Origin of the sequence: Bacillus sp. FSL K6-2861 (genome assembly GCF_038630725.1) — a bacterium.
Classification (GTDB): Bacteria; Bacillota; Bacilli; order Bacillales; family Bacillaceae; genus Bacillus; species Bacillus velezensis.
On record NZ_CP152037.1, the window covers coordinates 4,058,278 to 4,079,977 of the forward strand.

General features: G+C 48.2%; 19 protein-coding genes. 7 read left to right on the plus strand and 12 right to left on the minus strand.

Annotated elements, in window-relative coordinates:
- Positions 1 to 10 precede the first annotated feature (10 nt).
- The 4 genes from iolD to iolA form a co-directional block, all read right to left on the minus strand.
- Complete coding sequence (gene iolD, locus NYE62_RS20140) at positions 11 to 1,924, minus strand: 3D-(3,5/4)-trihydroxycyclohexane-1,2-dione acylhydrolase (decyclizing) (RefSeq protein ID WP_342497153.1); 1,914 nt, start codon at positions 1,922 to 1,924, stop codon at positions 11 to 13.
- 24 nt (positions 1,925 to 1,948) lie between these two features.
- Positions 1,949 to 2,941: a 5-dehydro-2-deoxygluconokinase gene (iolC, locus tag NYE62_RS20145; RefSeq protein WP_033574309.1), complete on the minus strand. Its 993-nt coding sequence runs from the start codon at positions 2,939 to 2,941 to the stop codon at positions 1,949 to 1,951.
- A gap of 23 nt (positions 2,942 to 2,964) precedes the next feature.
- A complete protein-coding gene (gene iolB / locus NYE62_RS20150; RefSeq protein WP_033574308.1) occupies positions 2,965 to 3,780 on the minus strand; it encodes a 5-deoxy-glucuronate isomerase in 816 nt (271 codons plus the stop codon).
- A 73-nt stretch (positions 3,781 to 3,853) separates the two neighbouring features.
- Positions 3,854 to 5,317 (minus strand): methylmalonate-semialdehyde dehydrogenase, encoded by a 1,464-nt coding sequence (gene iolA / locus NYE62_RS20155; RefSeq protein ID WP_032869303.1) that lies wholly within the window; start codon positions 5,315 to 5,317, stop codon positions 3,854 to 3,856.
- A 444-nt stretch (positions 5,318 to 5,761) separates the two neighbouring features.
- Here iolA and NYE62_RS20160 point away from each other — a divergent pair, with 444 nt between their 5' ends.
- The 3 genes from NYE62_RS20160 (at position 5,762) to NYE62_RS20170 (ending at position 9,034) form a co-directional block, all read left to right on the plus strand.
- Positions 5,762 to 6,517 (plus strand): DeoR/GlpR family DNA-binding transcription regulator, encoded by a 756-nt coding sequence (locus tag NYE62_RS20160; protein ID WP_007614879.1) that lies wholly within the window; start codon positions 5,762 to 5,764, stop codon positions 6,515 to 6,517.
- Between the two features lie 77 nt (positions 6,518 to 6,594).
- Positions 6,595 to 7,527, plus strand: a complete 933-nt coding sequence (locus tag NYE62_RS20165; RefSeq protein ID WP_342497154.1) for an aldo/keto reductase — start codon at positions 6,595 to 6,597, stop codon at positions 7,525 to 7,527.
- Positions 7,528 to 7,645: 118 nt separating this feature from the next.
- Entirely contained in the window at positions 7,646 to 9,034 is a 1,389-nt protein-coding gene (locus tag NYE62_RS20170) for a sugar porter family MFS transporter (protein WP_007407844.1), read from the plus strand.
- A 42-nt stretch (positions 9,035 to 9,076) separates the two neighbouring features.
- Here NYE62_RS20170 and htpG read toward each other — a convergent pair whose 3' ends face one another.
- Positions 9,077 to 10,957 (minus strand): molecular chaperone HtpG, encoded by a 1,881-nt coding sequence (gene htpG / locus NYE62_RS20175; RefSeq protein ID WP_335389812.1) that lies wholly within the window; start codon positions 10,955 to 10,957, stop codon positions 9,077 to 9,079.
- 171 nt (positions 10,958 to 11,128) lie between these two features.
- Positions 11,129 to 11,377: a hypothetical protein gene (locus NYE62_RS20180; protein WP_007614882.1), complete on the minus strand. Its 249-nt coding sequence runs from the start codon at positions 11,375 to 11,377 to the stop codon at positions 11,129 to 11,131.
- Positions 11,378 to 11,505: 128 nt separating this feature from the next.
- On the opposite strand from NYE62_RS20180, the gene NYE62_RS20185 reads away from it, so the two are divergent.
- Entirely contained in the window at positions 11,506 to 12,327 is an 822-nt protein-coding gene (locus tag NYE62_RS20185) for an SDR family oxidoreductase (protein WP_047936332.1), read from the plus strand.
- Positions 12,328 to 12,383: 56 nt separating this feature from the next.
- On the opposite strand, the gene NYE62_RS20190 is transcribed toward NYE62_RS20185, so the two are convergent.
- The 4 genes from NYE62_RS20190 to NYE62_RS20205 form a co-directional block, all read right to left on the minus strand.
- Entirely contained in the window at positions 12,384 to 12,983 is a 600-nt protein-coding gene (locus NYE62_RS20190) for a response regulator transcription factor (RefSeq protein WP_158185968.1), read from the minus strand.
- Positions 12,980 to 14,116: a sensor histidine kinase gene (locus tag NYE62_RS20195; RefSeq protein WP_158185969.1), complete on the minus strand. Its 1,137-nt coding sequence runs from the start codon at positions 14,114 to 14,116 to the stop codon at positions 12,980 to 12,982. Before NYE62_RS20195 ends, NYE62_RS20190 begins: the two co-directional genes overlap by 4 nt.
- A 118-nt stretch (positions 14,117 to 14,234) precedes the next feature.
- Positions 14,235 to 15,284 (minus strand): fatty acid desaturase, encoded by a 1,050-nt coding sequence (locus tag NYE62_RS20200; RefSeq protein WP_077392054.1) that lies wholly within the window; start codon positions 15,282 to 15,284, stop codon positions 14,235 to 14,237.
- 247 nt (positions 15,285 to 15,531) lie between these two features.
- Complete coding sequence (locus tag NYE62_RS20205; protein WP_342497155.1) at positions 15,532 to 16,689, minus strand: TetR family transcriptional regulator; 1,158 nt, start codon at positions 16,687 to 16,689, stop codon at positions 15,532 to 15,534.
- Between the two features lie 141 nt (positions 16,690 to 16,830).
- Here NYE62_RS20205 and NYE62_RS20210 point away from each other — a divergent pair, with 141 nt between their 5' ends.
- Entirely contained in the window at positions 16,831 to 18,168 is a 1,338-nt protein-coding gene (locus NYE62_RS20210) for an aldehyde dehydrogenase family protein (RefSeq protein ID WP_253620478.1), read from the plus strand.
- Between the two features lie 35 nt (positions 18,169 to 18,203).
- Here the strand turns inward: NYE62_RS20210 and NYE62_RS20215 are convergent, their stop codons facing one another.
- Both NYE62_RS20215 and NYE62_RS20220 read right to left on the minus strand, forming a co-directional pair.
- Positions 18,204 to 19,427 (minus strand): PQQ-binding-like beta-propeller repeat protein, encoded by a 1,224-nt coding sequence (locus tag NYE62_RS20215; RefSeq protein ID WP_227051225.1) that lies wholly within the window; start codon positions 19,425 to 19,427, stop codon positions 18,204 to 18,206.
- Positions 19,428 to 19,557: 130 nt separating this feature from the next.
- Positions 19,558 to 19,977 (minus strand): DUF5391 family protein, encoded by a 420-nt coding sequence (locus NYE62_RS20220; protein ID WP_017418531.1) that lies wholly within the window; start codon positions 19,975 to 19,977, stop codon positions 19,558 to 19,560.
- Positions 19,978 to 20,119: 142 nt separating this feature from the next.
- On the opposite strand from NYE62_RS20220, the gene NYE62_RS20225 reads away from it, so the two are divergent.
- Positions 20,120 to 20,431, plus strand: a complete 312-nt coding sequence (locus NYE62_RS20225; protein ID WP_014471266.1) for a helix-turn-helix transcriptional regulator — start codon at positions 20,120 to 20,122, stop codon at positions 20,429 to 20,431.
- Positions 20,432 to 20,509: 78 nt separating this feature from the next.
- Entirely contained in the window at positions 20,510 to 21,676 is a 1,167-nt protein-coding gene (locus tag NYE62_RS20230) for an MFS transporter (protein WP_335389803.1), read from the plus strand.
- Positions 21,677 to 21,700: the final 24 nt, after the last annotated feature.

Genomic DNA, 21,700 nt, shown 5'->3' on the forward strand with positions numbered 1-21,700 from the left:
TGCCTCCCCTCTAGTACTGCTTTGCAGACTTCAGCTTCGTCTCTTTCGCTTCGTATGCCCGCTGAACGCTTTCCTGCTCCGACACTTCCGCCACGCCGACATGCCACCAGCTGTCATAGCCGTCCGTCATCGTTTTCGGCAGAACTTTCATTTCAATTAAAGTGGATACGTCTTGCGTTTTCGCATCTTCAAGCGCCGCTTTCAGTTCTTCAACTGTATTGGCTCTGTATGTTTTAGCGCCGTAGCCCTCTGCCACCTTCGCGTAATCAACGTTTAAAATCTGATTGTCCTCTGTGCGGAACTCGCAAAAATAACTGCCGCTCCCGTGATCCATCTGCAGGTTGTTGATACAGCCGAATCCGGAGTTGTCAAAAAGCAGGACATTGATTTTTTTGTTATATTGAAGCGCGGTAATCAGCTCTGAGTGCAGCATCAGAAAGCTTCCGTCACCGACGAGTGAATAGACTTCTTTGTCGGGATGGGCCAGCTTGAGGCCGAGCGTGCCTGATACTTCATACCCCATGCAGGAATAGCCGTACTCGAGGTGGTACGTATTCGGGACATTGGAATGCCACAGCCGCTGCAGATCCCCCGGAAGAGATCCCGCCGAACTGATGACGACGCTGTCTTCAGGAATCGTGTCATTGATGGTCAACAGCGCCGTTGTCTGCGGCAGCTCAGTCCCGAGCGCGTCGGCATACTCGTTTAACACGTCCTGTGAAAAATGGTTCTTAATTTCCGGTTCAAACGCGTCACGTGTAAAAGTGACCTTGCCGAGCCGGTCCCGTTCAGCAAGCCATTCATCTTTCCAGTCTTTAATCGCCGTGCCGAATGCACTTTTATATCCGTCTAATAAGCCGTGCAGCCTGCCGAGCGTCACTTTCGCATCGGCTACAACCTGAAACGCGTCAAGCTTGTAAGCCTGCATGCGGCTGACGTTGATATTCAAAAATTTTGCTTTGTCAAAATCAAACGCCGTTTTCGAGGATGTCGCAAAGTCCGTGTACCGTGTGCCGACACCGATGATCAGATCAGCCTGGCGGGCGGCTTTGTTTGCGGCGAGGGTGCCCGTGATGCCCATGCCGCCCAGATTGTTGGCGAAATCGGCTTCAACCGTTGACTTGCCGGCCTGCGTTTCGACAAGCGGAATGCCGTATGTTTCAGAAAGCGCGATTAATTCCTCACGCGCGCCGGAGTACTTCGCGCCGCCGCCCACTAAAATGACGGGACGGCTGCTCTGCTTAATTCTTTCCGCGGCGCCTTTCAGTTCACGCTCGCTCGGCTGCATCCGGTCAATGTAATGAACGCGTTTTTCAAAGAAGCTTTCATCAAAATCAAATGCTTCTCCCTCTACATCCTGAGAAATGCAGATGGTCGCCGGGCCCGCTTTTGCCTGATCTGTCATCACTTCAAACGCCCGGATTAAGCTGCTCATCAGCTGCTCAGGTCGGGTAATGCGGTCCCAATAGCGGGACACGGGCTTTAACGCATCGTTTGTTGTGACGGCGGCACTGTATTCCTGCTCCACCTGCTGAAGCACCGGGTCAGGCTGCCTCGTCGCAAAGGTATCGGCCGGAAGCAGCAGCACCGGGATATGATTGGCCAGCGCCGTACCCGCGGCAGCCGTCAAGTTAGCGGCACCCGGACCGACCGATGTCGATACCGCGTAAATTTTTCTTCTCAGCATCTGCTTGCTGTATGCCATCGCGGCATGCGCCATGCCTTGTTCGTTTTTGCCTTGATAGACTTTCAGGTGCCCGGCGTCCTGCTCAAGCGCCTGCCCGATCCCCAACACATTTCCATGGCCGAAAATCGTGAAGATGCCCTCAACGAACGGCTCTTCTTTTCCGTCAACATGAATGTACTGCCGGTTCAAGAATTTAATCAGCGCTTGTGCTGTCGTTAAGCGAATTGTCTTACCCACAAACGATCCCACCTTTTATACGTTCTATTTACCGTTAAGACTGTGCTGCGCTTCAATCAGTTCGATGATTTCACCGGCAGCCGGCATTGCTTCTGAGGAGCTGTGTTTGCTGACGACGATGGAAGCGGAAGCGCTCCCGTATTTTAAAGCCGTTTCAATATCCCGGCCGCTGACAAGTCCGTAGATGAAGGCTGACGCATAGGAATCACCCGCTCCGAAGGTCTTCAGCACCTTTGTTTTATAGGCATGCGCCCGGAAAACTTCTCCCGATCTGCTGTATGCGTATGATCCGTCAACGCCGTGCTTAATGACGACAAGATCGGCGGAGTGCGCAAACAAATGGCGGACGGTTTCATCGTTATCTCCGCCGCTGCGGTTTTCCATTACGTCAAATTCGTCACGCGTACCGATGACGATATCGGATTGTTCCGCCACCAGCGTGTAGTACACGGCTGTTTCTTCTGCCGATTGCCATGTATACGGACGGTAGTCGAGCTCAAACACGACTTTTACGTCATGTTTTTTTGCGATATGCACCGCTTTTAAGACGGCTTCGCGCGACGGGCTTTTCGCAAGCGCCGTACCTGATACGAGCAGCATTTTCGCGTTTGCGATGTAGCCTTCACTGACTTCGGACGGCTCAAGATACAAATCCGCCACGTCATCCCGGTACATCAGAATGCTGCACTCTTCGGGACTGAGAATTTCCGTAAAAGCGAGCCCGGCTTTGCGCCCTTCTCTGTCAATGGTCATTTGTGACGTATCAACGCCCTTTTCCTGCATATAGGAAACGATGAATCTGCCGTGCTGATCGTCCGGGATTTTGCCGATAAAACCGGCTTTTAATCCGAGCTTGGCGCTGCCGATCGCAATATTTGCCGGGGAGCCGCCGACATATTTAGAAAACGTCATCGTTTCTTCCATCGGCCGGTTGTATTCCGCCGCGTTCAAATCAATACACGCGCGCCCGATCGCGACAATATCAAACTCTTTTTCTTCATTAAACGTATATTTCATCGTTATCTGCCACTCCTCACTTGTTAGCGTTCCAGGATCCATTCATGGGCCGGATCATTATGAAACTTCCATTTTCGTGTCGGTCCCGCCATTACATTCAGGTAGTAAGAGGTATACCCGTCCGGAACACCAACCGGGTGATAGCCCGCCGGCACGATGACAACGTTTTCATTTTCTGCGGTCATCGTCTCGTCAATCGAGCGGTCGTCCGTGTACACACGCTGGAAGACAAACCCCTGCGGCGGGTCCGTTTCATGGTAATAGGTTTCTTCTAAAAAGGATTCATCTGGCAGATTGTCTTGGTCATGTTTATGCGGCGGGTAGCTCGACCAGTTGCCGCTGTCCGTGTAAACTTCAACAACGAGAAGGCTGTTTGCCGATGGATCTGAATCGGGGAGAATATTATGAACGGTTCGTTTGTTTGCCAGCTTGCCGCGATGTTCCACACCGTTTTCTTCCGCTTTAATCAGCTTTGTCGGAAGCTGGTGTTCGGACGGAGAATAGCACAGCGCGACCCTCGCCCCGCTGACCGCTGTGATCTCAAAAGAGCGGTCATTGGACACATAAACGCTGTCCGTCGGTTTTCTTTCAAATACACTTTCACGGGTGCCGATGCTTTCAAATGTCTGATCATAATCAGTGACGGTGATTTTTCCCGTTACCGCAACGATGCAGCACTCCGTCTTTTTCAAATCCTCTGTATATGCGGAACCGGGAGTGAGGTCAACGACTTTAAATCCGACGTATTTGAGGTCTGAATTGGCTGAAGTGACGTCATGTATGATGTTCACGCCTTGAGAAATCTCATCGGCCTGCGGTTTGCGCAGCAAATGACTCATGTTTATTCCTCCTTAATGGATGGTAAAAGAAAACCCGGACGGAATCACAAAGCCGTCCGGGCCGGCTGTCAGATCAATTGAAGTCAGGAGACGGGTATCGTGCCGTCACGACTTTTTTACGTGTATAGAAGTCGACGCTGTCTTTTCCGTTTGCGTGCAATGTGCCGAAGAAAGAAGACTTCCAGCCAGAGAACGGGAAGAATGCCATCGGCGCCGGGACGCCAAGGTTGATGCCGAGCATTCCCGCGTCAATATTCTCACGGAAGTAGCGGATCGCGTTCGCATTTGAAGTGAACAGACACGCGCCGTTCGCAAATTCAGACTGGTTGGCGATGTCCACCGCTTCTTTTAAGTTTTTCACGCGGATGACCGACAGAACGGGCGCAAAGATTTCATCTTTCCAGATCGTCATATCCGTCGTCACGTTGTCAAAAATCGTCGGTCCGACGAAATAGCCGTCTTCCGTTGCGTTTTCACGCCCGTCACAAAGAAGTCTCGCTCCTTCTTCGATGCCTTTTTCAATATAGCTGTGCGTGCGTTTTTTGTTGTCCTCGCGGATGACCGGGCCTAAGAACACGCCGTCATCCAGTCCGTTTCCGATCTTGATGTCCGCTGCTTTTTCCTGTAATTTCGAAATAAACTCATCGGCGATTCCTTCTTCAACCGTCACAACCGCGCATGCCATGCAGCGCTCTCCTGCCGAACCGAATGCCGCGCCGATAATGTTTGCGACCGTATCTTCAAGGTGGGCGTCATTCAGCACGATCGTATGGTTTTTCGCGCCCGTTAACGCCTGCACGCGTTTCAAATGTTCGCTGCCTTTTTTGAAAACATACTCGCCGACAGGTTTTGAACCGACGAATGAGATGGCTTTAATATCCGGATGTTCAAGAACGCCGTTTACGACGTCATGCGCGCCGTGCACGACATTGAAGACGCCCTTCGGCAGACCGGCCTGTTCAAACAGCTCTGCCAGTTTTTCCGTTAACAGCGGCGTGCGCTCAGATGGCTTCAGAATGAACGTATTTCCTAACGAAATTGCCATCGGGAACATCCAGCACGGGACCATCATCGGGAAGTTGAACGGTGCGATACCGCCGACCACCCCGATCGGATAGCGGTAGTTCGCCGCCTCTACATCCGTCGCGATGGAGGCGAGTGAATCGCCCATCATGAGTGACGGCGCGCCCGCTGCGAATTCGACGTTTTCAATTCCGCGTCCCACTTCACCGAGTGCCTCCGTCGTGTTTTTACCGTTTTCCAAAGTAATCAGACGGGCAAGCTCTTCTTTGTTCTGCTGGAGAAGCTGCTGATAGTTAAATAGAATTCTCGCACGGCGCGGCACTGCCGTCTTTGACCATGTTTGAAACGCCTCTGACGCTGAGCGGACGGCGTATTCCACATCCTCCCGCGTAGAAATCGGAACCTGGCACATCACTTCTTTTGTAGCCGGATTGACAACGTCTTCATATTGATCTGTCTTACTTTCAACCCATTCACCATTGATGTAGTTTTTCAGTTTTCTGATCTCTGCCATTCTCATTGCCTCCTTAAATAGTAAACATCCTGTTCAGCTGGATAATAACGGATGAATATATTCATCTTTTACATATAAAAGACATGAATTAAACGCTTACAAATGCTAAAATGATGGTGACTCCCAATCTTTCCATGTAAAAGTTGGTCATGTGCCGGAAAAAGCAAACGGTTACATCTTTCACTTTTGATTTTACAGGTTATGTTTTGGTCATTTCTTGGTTACATTGTAAGCCCAACACATCTTCAAGTCAATCTAAAAAATCAAAATTTTTTCATTATTTTTATCATACTTTTTTTGATCGGGAAAACAGGAACTTGGAGAACCGTGTCGAATCGGAGGGGATGATCCCTCTTTTTTATCATTTGTTAAGTAACTATTGATTAACTTCTGGTGTTTATTATATATTTTAATTACTTTAAGAATTCTAGAAGGAGTTTTTTTATGAAACTGATGCGGATTCAGGAGATGGAAGAATACATTCTCAAACACGGAGCCACTTCGCTGGATGAGCTGTGCGAGGTATTCAATGTCTCTAAAAACACGGTCAGACGCGATATTAATAAGCTTGCGGAAAAAGGGGTTATCAAAAAGGTGTACGGCGGCGTGACGTCAGCCGAAAAATCTGTGCTCGTCCCTTTTGAAAACCGCACCATTCAACATCAGGATGAAAAAATCAAAATCGCCCGCTATGCGTCACGGTTTATCGAGGATCACGATCTTGTATTTATTGATTCCGGCACGACGACCAAATCGATGCTGGAGACGCTTGATCCCGATAAGAATGTGACGGTTTTGACGAACAGCCTTGATATTATTAACGCGGCTTCATCCATGAAAAATATCGACCTGATCATCATCGGCAATAACTACAAACGGAAGACAAGGTCGTTTGTCGGCATTGATGATCCGAGCACACTCAATAAATACAACATTAACAAGGCGTTCATGTCCGCTACCGGGACAACGATCACCCACGGCCTGACGAATTCCGACTTACTGGAATACGAGGTGAAAAAGAGAATTTCCGAAAAGGCGAACGAAGTGTATCTGCTCGCGGATCATTCCAAATTCGGCAAATCCACGCTTTTGACATACGCGCCTTTCGACCGGCTTCACAGCATTGTCACTTCTCAGCAGCTCGATGAGGAATATACGAAGTATTGCCAAGAGCATCAAATCGACATTCACTTGGCATAGCGTTATAGTTAATAGAGAACGCTGCCGTATTTTTCCGGCAGCCGCTATGATATCCAATTTTTTCAGGGGGCGAAAACATGAGCAAAGTAACAATCGGCAAAACTGACCTAAAGGTATTTCCGATCGGTTTGGGAACAAATGCGGTCGGCGGACACAATCTCTATCCGAATCTGAATGAAGAAACGGGAAAAGAATTGGTTCGGGAAGCGATTAAAAGCGGCGTTACCATGTTAGATACCGCCTATATTTACGGTGTGGGCCGTTCTGAAGAATTAATCGGCGAGGTGCTGAAAGAATGTAACCGCGAGGATGTCTTCATCGCCACAAAAGCCGCTCACAGAAAAGAAGGCGATGACTTTGTTTTCGACAATTCACCGGCCTTTTTGAAACAATCGGTCGAAGACAGCCTGAAACGCCTGCAGACTGATTACATCGATTTATTCTACATCCATTTCCCGGATGAGCACACGCCGAAGGACGAAGCCGTTCAAGCGTTGAATGAGCTGAAAAAAGAAGGAAAAATCCGTTCCATCGGCGTATCCAATTTCTCTTTGGAGCAGCTGAAAGAAGCCAATAAAGACGGCTTAGTCGATGTGATTCAAGGAGAATACAACCTGCTGAACCGTGAGGCGGAAAAGACTTTCTTCCCTTATACGACAGAACACGGCATCTCATTCATTCCGTACTTCCCGCTCGTATCCGGACTGCTGGCCGGCAAATACGACGAGAACACCACCTTCCCTGAAGGCGACCTGCGCAATGATCAGGCGCATTTCCAAAGGGAGCAGTTTAAAGAAAACATCAAAAAAGTCAACCAGCTCAAACCGATTGCCGAAAAGCACAATGCCGATACGGCGCATATCGTGCTTGCCTGGTACTTGGCGAGACCTGAAATCGATATCCTGATTCCGGGCGCCAAACGCGCGGATCAATTAAAAGACAACATGAAAGCAGCCTCCATTACGCTATCTGCTGAAGAAATCGCGTTTATCGACAAGCTGTTTTCCTAAGAAAAAAACACGCCTCTTAAAGGGGCGTGTTTTTTTATGTTTATATTTTTCTCTTCGGGGAATGAAATAGTTATCTAAATAAACTATTATGCGTTCCAAAAGATGAGGAGGATCATCTGTGAAGAAAAACACCAAAAAATACCTGATTTACTTTTTCGGAGCATTAGGCGGGCTGCTTTACGGCTATGACACCGGTGTGATTTCAGGGGCTTTGTTATTTATTAACAATGATATTCCTTTAAACACGCTGACCGAGGGATTGGTCGTAAGCATGCTGCTGCTCGGTGCAATTTTCGGGTCCGCCTTAAGCGGGACATGCTCTGACCGATGGGGCCGGAGAAAAGTGGTTTTCGTCCTTTCACTCATTTTTATTATCGGCGCGCTTGCCTGTGCGGCTTCGCAAACCGTCACTATGCTGATTATCTCCCGTGTCATACTCGGGTTAGCCGTCGGGGGCTCAACGGCGCTGGTTCCCGTTTATCTATCTGAGATGGCGCCGACGAAAATACGCGGAACGCTCGGCACATTGAATAACTTAATGATTGTAACCGGAATTTTACTCGCATATATCGTGAATTACATATTCACCCCGTTTGAAGCTTGGCGCTGGATGGTCGGTCTCGCCGCAGTACCGGCGGCGCTTTTATTAATCGGAATCGCGTTTATGCCGGAATCTCCGAGATGGCTCGTCAAACGCGGCCGTGAGCAGGAAGCCAGACAAGTCATGGAAATGACCCACGACAAAGAGGATATCGCCGTTGAATTAGCGGAAATGAAACAAGGTGAAGCTGAGAAAAAAGAATCTACGCTCGGCTTGCTGAAAGCCAAATGGATCCGTCCTATGCTGCTGATCGGGATCGGCCTTGCCATCTTCCAGCAGGCGGTCGGTATCAACACGGTGATTTACTATGCGCCGACCATCTTTACAAAGGCCGGACTCGGCACTTCGGCGTCCGTTCTCGGCACGATGGGCATCGGTGTCTTAAACGTCATCATGTGTATCACCGCCATGATCTTAATTGACCGGATCGGCCGGAAAAAACTGCTGATGTGGGGAAGCGTCGGCATTACCTTGAGCCTGGCGTCACTATCAGCCATTCTCCTTCTGGCCGGCCTGTCAGCTTCAACGGCATGGCTGACCGTGCTGTTTCTCGGCATCTATATCGTTTTCTACCAGGCGACATGGGGTCCCGTCGTATGGGTTCTGATGCCGGAGCTGTTCCCGTCAAACGCACGCGGTGCCGCAACCGGATTTACGACATTGATTCTGTCGGCAACCAACCTGATCGTTTCACTGGTATTCCCGCTTATGCTGAGTGCCATGGGCATCGGCTGGGTATTCGGAATATTCTCAGTCATTTGCCTCTCATCCTTCTTCTTCGCCGCTTACATCGTTCCTGAAACGAAGGGCAGAAGTTTAGAAGAAATCGAAACGCACTTGAAAAAACGGTTCTCCTTAAAGAAGCGCAGCAAACAAAATCAAATTCTTAAACAGCGCACACTGTAATAAAAAAAGGAATCGCCCCCGCTGGGCGATTCCTTTTTGGCGTCATACCATAACTTTGCAGATGTCATTCGTAAATTCGACCGGATCATGGATCGGCAGCCCTTCAATCAGAAGCGCCTGATTGTAGAGAAGATTTGTGTATAATGCAAGCTTTTCCCGATCTTGTCCGTGCGCGTTTTTTAGCGTCTCAAACACTTCGTGATTCGGGTTGATTTCCAGCACTTTTTCCGCTTTGACCTGCTGGCTGTCAGGCATAGCATTCAACACTTTTTCCATTTCGATCGTCACTTCGCCGTCTGTCGCAAAACAGACCGGATGAGATTTTAAACGTTTCGACGCTCTGACGTTCTTTACTTTATCCGCAAGAATCTCTTTCATGCTCTCGAACAGGTCTTTATATTCGTTTTCTTCGGCTTCAGTCTGCTTTTCATCCTCATCACTGTCGATGCCTAAGTCAGCGCTGGATACGGATTTGAACTCTTTTTCCTCATAGCTTGTCAGCATTTTGATCGCGAATTCATCAATATCTTCCGTGAAATATAAAATTTCGTAGCCTTTGTCCGCCACCATTTCAGTTTGCGGCAGCTTTTCAATCCGCTCATATGAATCGCCGGACGCGTAATAGATATATTTTTGATCCTCAGGCATTCTGGACACATATTCGTCCAGAGTGACGAGCTTTTTCTCCTTAGATGAATAGAAGAGAAGCAGATCTTTTAATACGTCTTTACTCGCGCCGAAATCATTATAGACGCCGAATTTCAGCTGTCTGCCGAAAGATTCATAGAAAGATTCGTATTTTTCCCTTTTGTTCTTCAGCAGGCTCTTCAGTTCGGCTTTGATTTTTTTATTGATGTTTTTCGCAATCAGCTTCAGCTGTCGGTCGTGCTGCAGCATCTCTCTGGAAATGTTCAGCGACAGATCCTCAGAATCCACCATGCCTTTTACAAAGCTGAAATGGTCCGGAAGCAGGTCGGCGCATTTGTTCATGATCAGCACGCCGTTGGAATACAGCTCCAATCCTTTTTCGAATTCCTTCGTATAATAGTCAAACGGCATGTTTTCCGGAATAAACAAAATCGAATTGTAGCGCACCGCTCCATCGACGCTGATATGCACATGGGTCAGCGGTTTATCAAAACCGTAATGCTTCTCGGCGTAAAAAGCCTCGTAATCCTCATCCGTCAGCTCGCTTTTGTTTTTTCTCCAGATCGGCACCATGCTGTTGACCGTCTGTTCTTCCTGAACTTCTTCAAATTCGTTCTCGCTGCCCTCTTTCGGCTTGTTGACCGTCTCTTCCATTTTGATCGGGTAGCGGATAAAATCAGAGTACTTTTTCACGATCGCTTTGATGCGGTAGTTTTCTAAAAACTCATCATAGCTTTCATCTTCCGTGTTTTCTTTTATTTGCAAAGTGATTTCCGTACCGACGGTTTCCTTGTCACACGGCGCGATCGTGTAGCCGGCAGCCCCTTCCGACTCCCATACATACGCCTCGTCACTGCCGAGCGCCTTACTTTTCACCGTGACTTTATCAGCCACCATAAATGCCGCATAAAACCCGACGCCGAACTGGCCGATAATGTCATGGCCGTCTTTCGAGTCATTTTCTTGCTTGAAAGCGAGTGAACCGCTTTTCGCAATTGTGCCGAGATGCTGTTCAAGCTCGTCTTTTGTCATCCCGATACCGGTGTCTGTGACGGTGAGCGTTCTCGCTTCTTTGTCCGCCGTCACTTTTATGTAGTAATTGTCTTGATCAAACGTTAATGAATCATCGGTTAACGCCTTGTAATAGATTTTGTCAATCGCATCGCTCGCGTTGGAAATTAACTCGCGGAGAAAAATTTCCTTCTGCGTGTAAATGGAGTTAATCATCATGTCCAGCAATCGCTTGGATTCTGCTTTAAACTTTTTTTTCCGCACTTCAGATCTCTCCTTTAATTATGCTTTGATGTTATGTAAAATCTTTTCAGCATCTATTTATCATATACAGTGACAATTGTCAACTAGGATTAGCAGATGCATATATTGTAAATTTAACATGTTAATGGATTCATTTCACCCATTTTATCAATAAAAAAGAGAGAATGTTGATCATCCTCTCCTCTCTGCTTCTTTCCGGCGGCCGAATTCCTTCTTCATCCATATGTATGACGGGTAGAAAAACAAACTAAATAAGATAAGAGATCCCAAGTTTCGCAAAGACTCATGAAGAACATTTCTTACAGTGAGAGGAAATATGATGTCCTGAAATAGAATAGAGATAACGGTGTAAATCACAAATCCCATAGGAACAATGGCATAACAATAAAACGCTATCTCCTTCTTATGCTGTATCTTCAAAATATGTAAACCTCCCAATGATGTATATACATAATATTAACATATTTAATAGGTATTTAGAAACAGACCTCCGTATGTTTATCCCCCTATTCAGCGGGAACAGATATAAAAAAAGGAGGAATCGCAATATGGGAAGATTAACAGACAAAACCGCAATCATCACAGGGGCCGCGACAGGCATCGGACAAGCGACGGCACGGGTTTTCGCCGATGAAGGCGCCCGCGTGATCTGCGGTGACATCAATGAAAGCGAACTGAATGAAACCGTCAGCGCCATCAGAAAAAACGGCGGAGAAGCAGAAGCCTTTCACCTTGATGTATCAGACGAAGAAAACGTAAAGTCTTTTGCGGACAGCATTCAGCGAAAGTACGGAACAATTGATATTCTGTTTAACAATGCCGGTGTTGACCAAGAGGGCGGAAAAGTCCATGAATACCCGGTCGACCTGTTTGACCGGATCATCGCCGTCGATCTGCGCGGCACATTTCTGTGCAGCAAATACCTGATTCCGCTCATGCTCGAAAAAGGAGGCTCCATCATCAACACCTCCTCCATGTCCGGCCGGGCCGCAGACCTTGACCGCTCCGGCTATAACGCCGCAAAAGGCGGAATCACGAACCTGACGAGAGCGATGGCCATTGATTACGCCAGAAGCGGAATCCGCGTCAATTCCTTATCGCCGGGGACGATTGAAACGCCGCTCATTGATAAATTGGCAGGCACGACAGAAGACGAAATGGGCGAAGCGTTCCGTGAAGCCAACAAATGGATCACGCCGCTCGGCCGGCTTGGAAAACCGGAAGAAATGGCAGCCGTCGCGCTCTTCCTCGCTTCAGACGACAGTTCTTACGTCACGGGAGAAGACATCACCGCAGACGGCGGCATCATGGCATACACTTGGCCGGGGAAAATGCTGATTGATAAGAAGTGGAAGGAAGAGACGGAGTGACGGTGAAAAAGAAACAAGCCAGTGCAAAAACACTGGCTGAACAAGCTGAGGGCGGGTTACTTAAACCAGCCCTTTTCTTTTGATCGGGTAATGGCTTCAATTCGATTTTTCACTTCTAATTTATCCAGGATCATCGAAACGTAATTGCGGACTGTGCCGCTTTTGATGCTGAGGGCGTTTGCGATTTCTTTTGTGTTTTTTCCGTCTGCGACAAGCTCGAGCACCTCTTTTTCCCGTTCGGTCAGCGGGTTTTCCTCACTATAGATGTCCTCCATTAATTCAGGTGCGTAGACGCGTCTTCCTTTCATGACGCTGCGGATGGCGCTGACGAGCTCATCGCTCGGGCTGTCCTTGAGCATGTACCCGCTGACGCCTGCTTTTAGCGCCCGCTGAAAATAGCCGGAGCGGGCAAAGGTCGTCAAAATGATGATCTTCACACCGCTGTCCTTGAGCTCTTCTGCCGCTTCAAGACCTGTTTTCCCGGGCATTTCGATATCCATCAGACAGATGTCGGGCGCATGTTTTACCACGAAATCGATGGCATCCTGGCCGCTTGTGCCTTTGCCGACAACCGTCATATCCTCTTCTAAATTCAACAGCGAACCGAGTGCGCCGAGCAGCATTTGCTGATCCTCGGCAATGAAGATGTTGATCATCTGCTACCATCCTTTTCTTTTGATTTTGAATCATTCGGGATTCTCATGGTCAGCTTTGTTCCGGCGGCTGTATCGATGGCTAAACTGCCGTTTGCGAATTCAAGACGTTCCCTCATTCCAAGCAGGCCGTGCCCCTTTGAAAAAAAGCGGTCTTCTTTGCATTGAAAGCTGCCGTCATCTTCCACCGTAATGACAACCTCTTTCCAAAGCTGCTGAATGGTGATGCGGCATACTTTGGCGCCGCTGTGTTTCACGACATTGGTGACGGCTTCTTTTATGCACATGCTGACGATGTTTTCGTTCAGCAGAGAGATATGTTTTGGCGCTTCTTTTTCTTCATACACAAATTCAATTCCTGCCGCTTCAAGAATTTGCCGAACATTGCCGAGCTCATCCTTCAATCGGATGCCTTTCATCGATGAGACGATTTGTCTGACCTCATTTAAGGAGGTGCGGGCCGTCTGCTGCACGCTTTTCAGCTCAGTGCGGGCCTGTTCAGGGTCCTTGTAAATCAGCTTTCGGGCAAGGTCGCTTTTCAGTCCGATTAAGGAGAGCTTTTGTCCAAGTGTATCGTGAAGGTCCCGGGCGATGCGCTGCCTTTCTTCCAGCTTCACAAGATCGGCGATTCGCTCATTTGCATATTCTAATTTCTCCTCAAGGCGCTCCCGTGCCTTTCTGCTTCGAATGCTGAGCGGGAGCAGGATGGCACTGATCAGTGTAATGACGATAAACGGAATTTGTGTCAAAAACCACTCTTTTTTCAGAACAAGGCTGAAGTTGACGGCAACCGCCGCACTGATGATATGAATGTAATATAAGATGTAAAAAGGAACTTTGTCTCGGATATGGCCGATGAAGTAGGCGATAAAAAAGGCGAAATAAATATAGCTGAACAGCATGACAGAGCCGGTCGAAATGCCGATCAGAAGAAGCGCCCATAAGTAAAGCGGCCAGCCTTTTGCAACAAATGCGAAGCGGTATGCGCCAAAGAAAACAAGTGTGAAAATGATGCCGGCCACGATGACAAAGGTAGAAGAGCTTTTAAAAATAAAATAAAAAGGCAAGATGAAAAAAATCATCCATATATAAGGAGAAATCCCATTCAGTTTTTGAAATTTAAAATACTTCTTCATCTTCGTTCCACCTTCTGCTGCTTGTGTCTACCATCACTTTATCAAAACACCGCCTTCATTGCATCCTCACGCATGAAGAGAAGGCTCTTTCTGATAAGAGAAAGAGCCGCGCGTCATATCAGGCATTTTTCTTTAAAGGTTCTTTCGGCACCGGATGGGGCGCCGGTTTTTTCCGAGCCTCCCGAAAGGTGACAAATTGCTTTTCGTCCTCATCCCACAGACGGAATTTCATGGATTCAAGACTTGTTTTAAGCGTAATGGTCGGTACGTTTTTTAAAGGCTCGTGCCCCTCATGAGCGGCTTCCAGCTTGTAGTTCGGCACTTTCGGGCTTAAGTGGTGGACATGATGGTAGCCGATATTGCCTGTCAGCCATTGCAAAAGCTTCGGAAGCTTGTAAAAGGAGCTTCCTTCTACCGCGGCCTGCACATAGTCCCAATGCTCATCGGCTTCAAAATAAGAATCCTCAAACGTGTGCTGAACATAAAAGAGCCAGACGCCGATTGACCCCGAAATAAGGAAAATCGGACCCTGAACAAGCAAAAAGTTTTCCCAGCCGAAAAGCAGGCACGTCGCAGCAGCCAATAAGACAATCGCCGCGTTCGTGAAATAGGTGTTCCAGCGCTCCTTGCGGCGGGCGCCTTTTACATTGAAACGGTTTTTAATCAGAAATACGTAAATCGGGCCGAGAATAAACATAATAAACGGATTGCGATAAAGTCTGTAGCGTACTTTTGTCCAGGCTGAGGCTTCGTTGTATTCCTTGACGGTCATCATCCAAATATCGCCGGTGCCCCGTTTATCTAAGTTGCTGCTCGTCGCATGATGGATGGAGTGGCTGCGTTGCCATTGAAGGAACGGAAACAGTGTCAGCACACCTGAAATAAACCCGAACAGCCGGTTCAGCTTCTTTTGTTTGAAAAAGGATTGATGGCAGCAGTCGTGGAAAATAATAAAGATTCTTGTCAAAAATCCCGCTGCTATAACAGTAAAGGCGAGGGTCAGAAGATAGGAGACATTGAGGCTGAAGTAAGCAAGAAACCAAAGGGCAAAAAACGGCACAAATGTGTTGAAAAGCTGATTGACACTATGCTTTGTATCGGCACCGGAAAATGCAGCAACCTGCTTTTTTAAAGATGCTTGTTTTTGAGTTGCGGCGTGATTGGTCATGAATGTCATATCCCCTTTTTTTTATTATGATTCCAAGTATACCGAGGCGCTCGCGGCGGTTGTAGTAGCAGCCATCATGCCCCGAATATGACATTTGTCATGTTTGGCGGCAGAATGCTGATCAGGCGTCATATGGAAGGTATCTTTTTTATAAGGGATAAAGCCGGACACTTCATATCGGCGCTTCTCAAAGAAAACAGCAAAAAAGAACCCGGCCTGTTTTCGGCTGAGTTCTTTTTCATCATCCTCACAGCAAAATCACCCGATACTTCTTTACATCCAAAAACTGCAGAAACTCCCGGGCCAACATGTCCGGCGCGTGGTCTTTTCCTTCATGAAGACGATATTGAATCAGACCGACGAGCATGGACGCGACATAATATGCATAGAGTTTTTTGCCCGCCTGAATGTGCAGGGGCTGATGAAGATAAAACGATTGCAGCGCTCTGAACATTTCCGGGATGACGTCAGGCACTCCCGAACCCTCTCTCAGAAAATGAACGAGCGGCAGGCCGTCCGACAGCGCCGAAAAGAGACCGACGAGCGCGGCTTCCGCTTCTTCCATGGAACAGTCGGCAGGCTCTCCTTTTACCGTCAATAATCCGATCAGATCCCGGCATGATTGATGGATGATCGTTTTCAGCAATGCTTCTTTGTTGGCGTAATGGTCATAAAAAGTGGCACGGCGGAGGTTGCTTTGACGGGCAATATCGGAAATCGTAATCGCCGCGTATTCTTTTTTTTCCGCCATTAAGCCGATCATGGCTTCTTGCAAGGCCTGCCTCGTCCTTGTCACCCGGCGGTCGGCGGGCTTTTTTTCTTCTTGTTCCGGCACCCGGCGGCCGAACAGCCAGTAAAACCGTTTTTGAGAAATCAAATCCCACACCTGCCCGCTGATCGCTTCCGGTGATGCCCCGGGCTCCTCATTCAGCCAGTACAACACAATGGCATACGTGTATAAAGCGCGGTAATGAATGTACATATCCTGTTCAGTCGGTGAGAAATCCGCATTGACCGGTGACAGCAGCACATCATGCCGGAACACATCTTTTAAAAAAGCATGAAAGTGAAAATACGGCATTTTATGACGGTCCATCATCGTTTGAAAAAACTCCCGATGCCGGTCAACAAAAGACAGGGTCGGATGCACTTTTTGCCATCCGCCATGTAAATGAAGCACATCTTTATTCTTCAGTGAATCATACAGCGCTTCGCTCAGCCCGTCTTTCATTTCTTCCTCTATATCCTCTAAAATCGCATATTTATCTTCGTAATAAAGGTACAGTGTCCCCCGGCTCACACGCGCCCGTTCGGCGATGTCCTTCATGGTCACACGGCGGATATCCCGCTCTCCAAGCATGGCCAAAAGCGCTTGTTTGATGTCAGTTGTCACAGAATCCGGCATAAGAGACACTCCTTTCATTAGACAGATCACCGCAATTTGTACGGTAACGTATAGATGTGTTTACGCTGTCTTTGCCGCAAAAACACACCACATTATAATAGGCCCTGAAGAAACAAAAAAGCAACCAGAGGAGGAAGACCGATGGATCAGCATATAAAAGCAGACATCAAACGCGTCTTTGAGCTTCAGAAAAAAAATCAAAAAACGCTGCGTGCTTCAACAGCCGGGCAGCGCAGAGAAAAGCTTCAGCGCTTTTTAGATGCCGTCACCGCACATGAAGAAGAAATCATCGAGGCGATCAGACGGGACGTCCGCAAGCCTTATCATGAGGTAAAAAGAGCGGAAACGCAGGGAACAATTAAGGCGATTAAAGATAATATGAACAATCTCGACACCTGGATGGCGCCGAAACGCGTCGGCTCATCCGTCAGTCCCGACGCTGACGGCGTATTAATGTACGAGCCAAAAGGCCTTACCTTAATTCTCGGCCCGTGGAATTATCCGTTTATGCTGACGATGGCTCCGCTTGCAGCTGCCATTGCGGCCGGCAACAGCGCGATTGTGAAGCTGTCCGATTTTACAATGGAGACGAGCCATATCGCCGCGACAGTTATTCGCGAGGCATTTCACGAAGAAGAAGTCGCCATTTTTGAAGGTGAGGTCGATGTCGCCACAGAACTGCTCGACCAGCCGTTTGACCACATTTTCTTCACCGGAAGCACGAATGTCGGTAAAATCGTCATGACGGCAGCAGCGAAGCACTTGTCGTCCGTCACGCTTGAGCTTGGCGGAAAAAGCCCGACGATCATCGACAGCGACTATGATTTGATGGACGCGGCGAAAAAAATCGCCGTCGGCAAATTTGTCAATGCGGGGCAAACATGTATCGCACCTGACTATCTCCTTATGAAGAAAGAAGTGCAGAGCACCTTTACAGATCTCCTGCAAACCATTGTCAATGCAGGTTTTATGGAGGATGATCATACGGTTGACCGCAACAAATTCACGCAGATTGTCAACGACCGCAACTTTAACCGTGTCAAAGCCCTGTATGATGACGCCATTGAAAAAGGGGCGAAAACGACGTTCGGCGGCGTATTCGATGCGCATGACCGCACGATTTCTCCGACCGTGCTGACAAACGTCACGCCTGATATGAAGATCATGCAGGAAGAAATCTTCGCACCGATTCTGCCGATTATGAATTACGAAGATATCAGTGAAGCCGTTGATTACATCACTGAACGGGACAAGCCGCTTGCCTTGTATGTATTCAGCCATAATCAGGAGCTGATCGATTATGTGCTGCAGCATACGACATCCGGCAATGCTTCTGTCAATGATGTCGTCGTTCATTTCACTGACGTCAACCTTCCGTTCGGCGGTGTCAATACGAGCGGGATCGGTTCATATCACGGTGTGTACGGCTTTAAAGAATTTTCTCATGAAAAAGGCGTATTTATTCAAGCCTCTAAATAAAAAAAGAATCCGCGCAGATGACGCGGATTCTTTTTTTATGATTTTTTTGCCCCGAATGCGAGCAGTTTCGTATAAGTGCCGACGTAAAGCGTGCCGTCTTCAGCCAGAACCGGGGAGGAAATGACATTGCTGTCTGTTTGATAGCGCCATTTTTCATTACCGTCAGCGTCAACCGCATAGACATTTTTATCGTCAGAACCGAAGTACACATTGCCGTCCGCATCAATCAGCGGCGCCGTTCTCACAGGCCCGTCCGTATAGAAAGACCAGTTCATATTGCCGGTTTTGCTGATGGAAAACAGCTCGCCGCTTCCGGAACCGATATACACATTGCCGTTATGGTCGATCGCTAATGAAGAGCTGGAGAAACCGTTTAACGGGAACGTCCACTTTACAGCACCCGTTGATGTATAGGCGTATAAGTTGCCGTCCTGGTTTCCGGCGTAAACGGTGCCGTCTCTATCAATAACCGGATAGCCTTTAAACCCGTTGGACGTCGTTTTTGACCATTTCACTTGGCCCGTTCCGGAATTGATCGCGTAAAAGATATTATTGTACGTTGCCGTATACAGAGTGCCGTTTGATGCTAACACGGGAGCGGAGCCGACCACGCCGTTTGTTTTAAACTTCCACTTTTGCGTCCATGTCGAAGGCGACGTCGGTTTAATCGCATAGATATAGTTATCCAGCGTCGACACATACAGCGTGCCGTCAGATCCGATAGCCGCATCGGAACTAGGCGCTCCGCTCAGCGGAACTGAAGTTAAAATGGTTCCGGTTTCTTTGTCGATGAAATACAGTTTTTTATCGTGAGATGGAAGATAAATGACACCGTTTGTTCCGAGCACCGGAGTCAGCGTATAGGTCGTCCCGAGGTTTTCCGTCACCCATTTCACAGTACCGTCCGGATGATACGCCGTCAGCTTCCCGTCTTTTGATTGAATAAATACGGTGCCGTCCCCGTCAACCGCGGCTCCCGCACCGTTTTGAGGATTGGCCGGAACATTCTTTTCCCATTTTAACGCGCCATCGGCAGTGCTTGTAAACCGGCTTTCTCTTGACCAGTTGAACATCGTCGGAGACATCGCCTGCGCGTCATACCGTCCCGCCAAGAAACCGGATGCCGCATGATTTTGTTTAAATACCGTTTCCGCAGCTTGAGCAGCCGCCGGATGCAGCCATTTTGCCCCCGGCAGATCAGAAACCGCTCCCACAGATAAAGCCGCAGCAACCGCAGCGCCGGCCGCCAATGTTTTCATTCGCAATGAAGCTGTCTTTTTTTTCAATGTCAGTTCCTCCCGTTTCTATTAAAAGCTGCTATATCACTTCGATCATACCATAATTAACCTATGAAATATTTGTATTTTCGGTAGATTTATAGAACAAATGTCACATAGCCTGCTGATGCTTCGGGGATGATCGAAACGCGGCAATATACCACACCACATTGACGATAAAAGCCGCGCCTGACCAAACGAAAAGGCCGTAATAAAGAGACAGCTCCTGCCCTAAGGAAATTGCGGTCAATAACGTCACCAACAAGACAGCCGCGCAAATGATAAGCCCGATTCCGCAAAAAACGGCCATGATGATTTTCATGACACGAATACCGAGAATATACATAATGAGCGGAACCGCATATATAACAAGGATCTGGCCGACGGCGGCCCACATGCCCGCGGAATTAAAACGATTTGCGTTCGGCCCCGTTTCTGCAAGCGGAGAAAGCGAGACGAGGACCGGCAATAAACAAAACAGCAGAGCGGAAAGCAAGGTCACCGCAACCGTACCTTTTTTCTTTTGATTCATGTGAATATCCTCCTGACAATAACCCGGCTTTTTTACCGGTAATCTGATAATATGTTATATTTTAGCACGATATTTAGTTATTTTGAGAATGTTTTGTTAAAAACGAATTTACAAATCCAGAAAAATAGATATAATAAACGTTATGGAACCGATATTGATTCATAAAGCGTTATCTAACAAAACACGAAGTGATATTATGACGTGGCTTAAACACCCGGAGGACCATTTTGATGAAAAACCTTACCTTGAGCAGGGACTCAGTTTCCGCACCGGAATTTGCGTCGGTGATATTCAGGCAAAGTCGGGGCTTGCGCAGTCCGTCATCTCCAGCTACCTGCTGACCATGCAAAAAGCCGGCCTGCTGGAATCCGAACGAATCGGAAAGTGGACCTATTACAGAAGGAATGAAAAACAAATTAAAGCCTTTGCTGACTATGTTCAGCACCAGCTATAACCATGAAAGGAGGGCTTTTTTTGTTCTAACATATCTATTTTTCTGTATATGTAGTTATAAAAGGAGGCATACATAACAATGAAAAAAAGCAGCTCCATCTTCATTCTGTTTTTGGCATTAGGGGTTTTCGGAATTATCACGACCGAAATGGGCATTATCGGCGTTCTTCCGCAAGTGGCGGACAGATTTCATATTTCTGCTTCAAAAGCGGGGTGGCTTGTCAGTATTTTCGCGTTCATCGTCGCTGTGTCGGGACCGTTTTTGACCTTGCTTGCTTCAGGCATAAACCGGAAAGTCATTCTGCTTTTGGCGGTGCTGATGTTCGCCGTTTCAAATGCGGTCTACGCGTATACGGCGCATTTCAGTGTCATGCTGGTGTTTCGGATCATTCCGGCTTTATGCCACCCGGTGTTCTTTTCTGTAGGGCTTGCGGCCGCGGCCCGGCTTGTCCCCGCCGGCCAATCCGGAAAAGCCGTAACGAAAGTCTTTTCAGGCATCACCGCCGGCTTTGCGTTCGGCGTGCCTTTCACGTCTTATCTGGCGGAGCGTCTCTCCCTTGAAGCCGCCTTCTTATTCGGCGCTATCATCAGTCTCATCGCATTCACGGGCATTCTTCTCTTTTTGCCATCCATGCCGGTCACAGAAAAAATGTCTTTCAGAAGTCAGCTCGGCATCCTTCGCAAACCGGCTTTGTGGCTCAATATCGCTGCCGTCACCTGTCTCTTTGCGGCCATGTTTTCTGTCTACAGTTATTTTGCGGAGTATCTCGGACGGGTGTCCCATATGAACGGCACATGGGTCAGCTTCATGCTGATGAGCTTCGGAGTGATTATGATAGCCGGGAATTTCGTCTTCGGCGCTTTGTTATATAAAAATATGAAAAAGACCGTCATTCTGTTTCCGCTTCTTTATACAGCCGCCTACTTGCTCATATACGGGTTTGGAACGTCTTTCGCGCCGATGGCCGTCCTCGTCTTCGTATGGGGCGCCGTTCATTCCGGCGGTCTCATTGTCAGCCAGACATGGCTTACTGCGGAAGCAAAGGAGGCGCCCGAATTCGGCAACAGCCTGTTTGTCTCTTTTTCCAACCTCGGCATCACCATCGGAACGGCGGCGGGCGGCTGGTTTATTTCACATTTGGGAATCCATCAGCTGATGTGGTGCGGCATCATGTTTGCCCTTCTGGCTTTCGGGCTGATCATGGGACGCTTGGCATGGGGAAAGAGGCTGCTCGCAAAAGCTTAAGCTCCGTTGCAAAATCCGGAATGA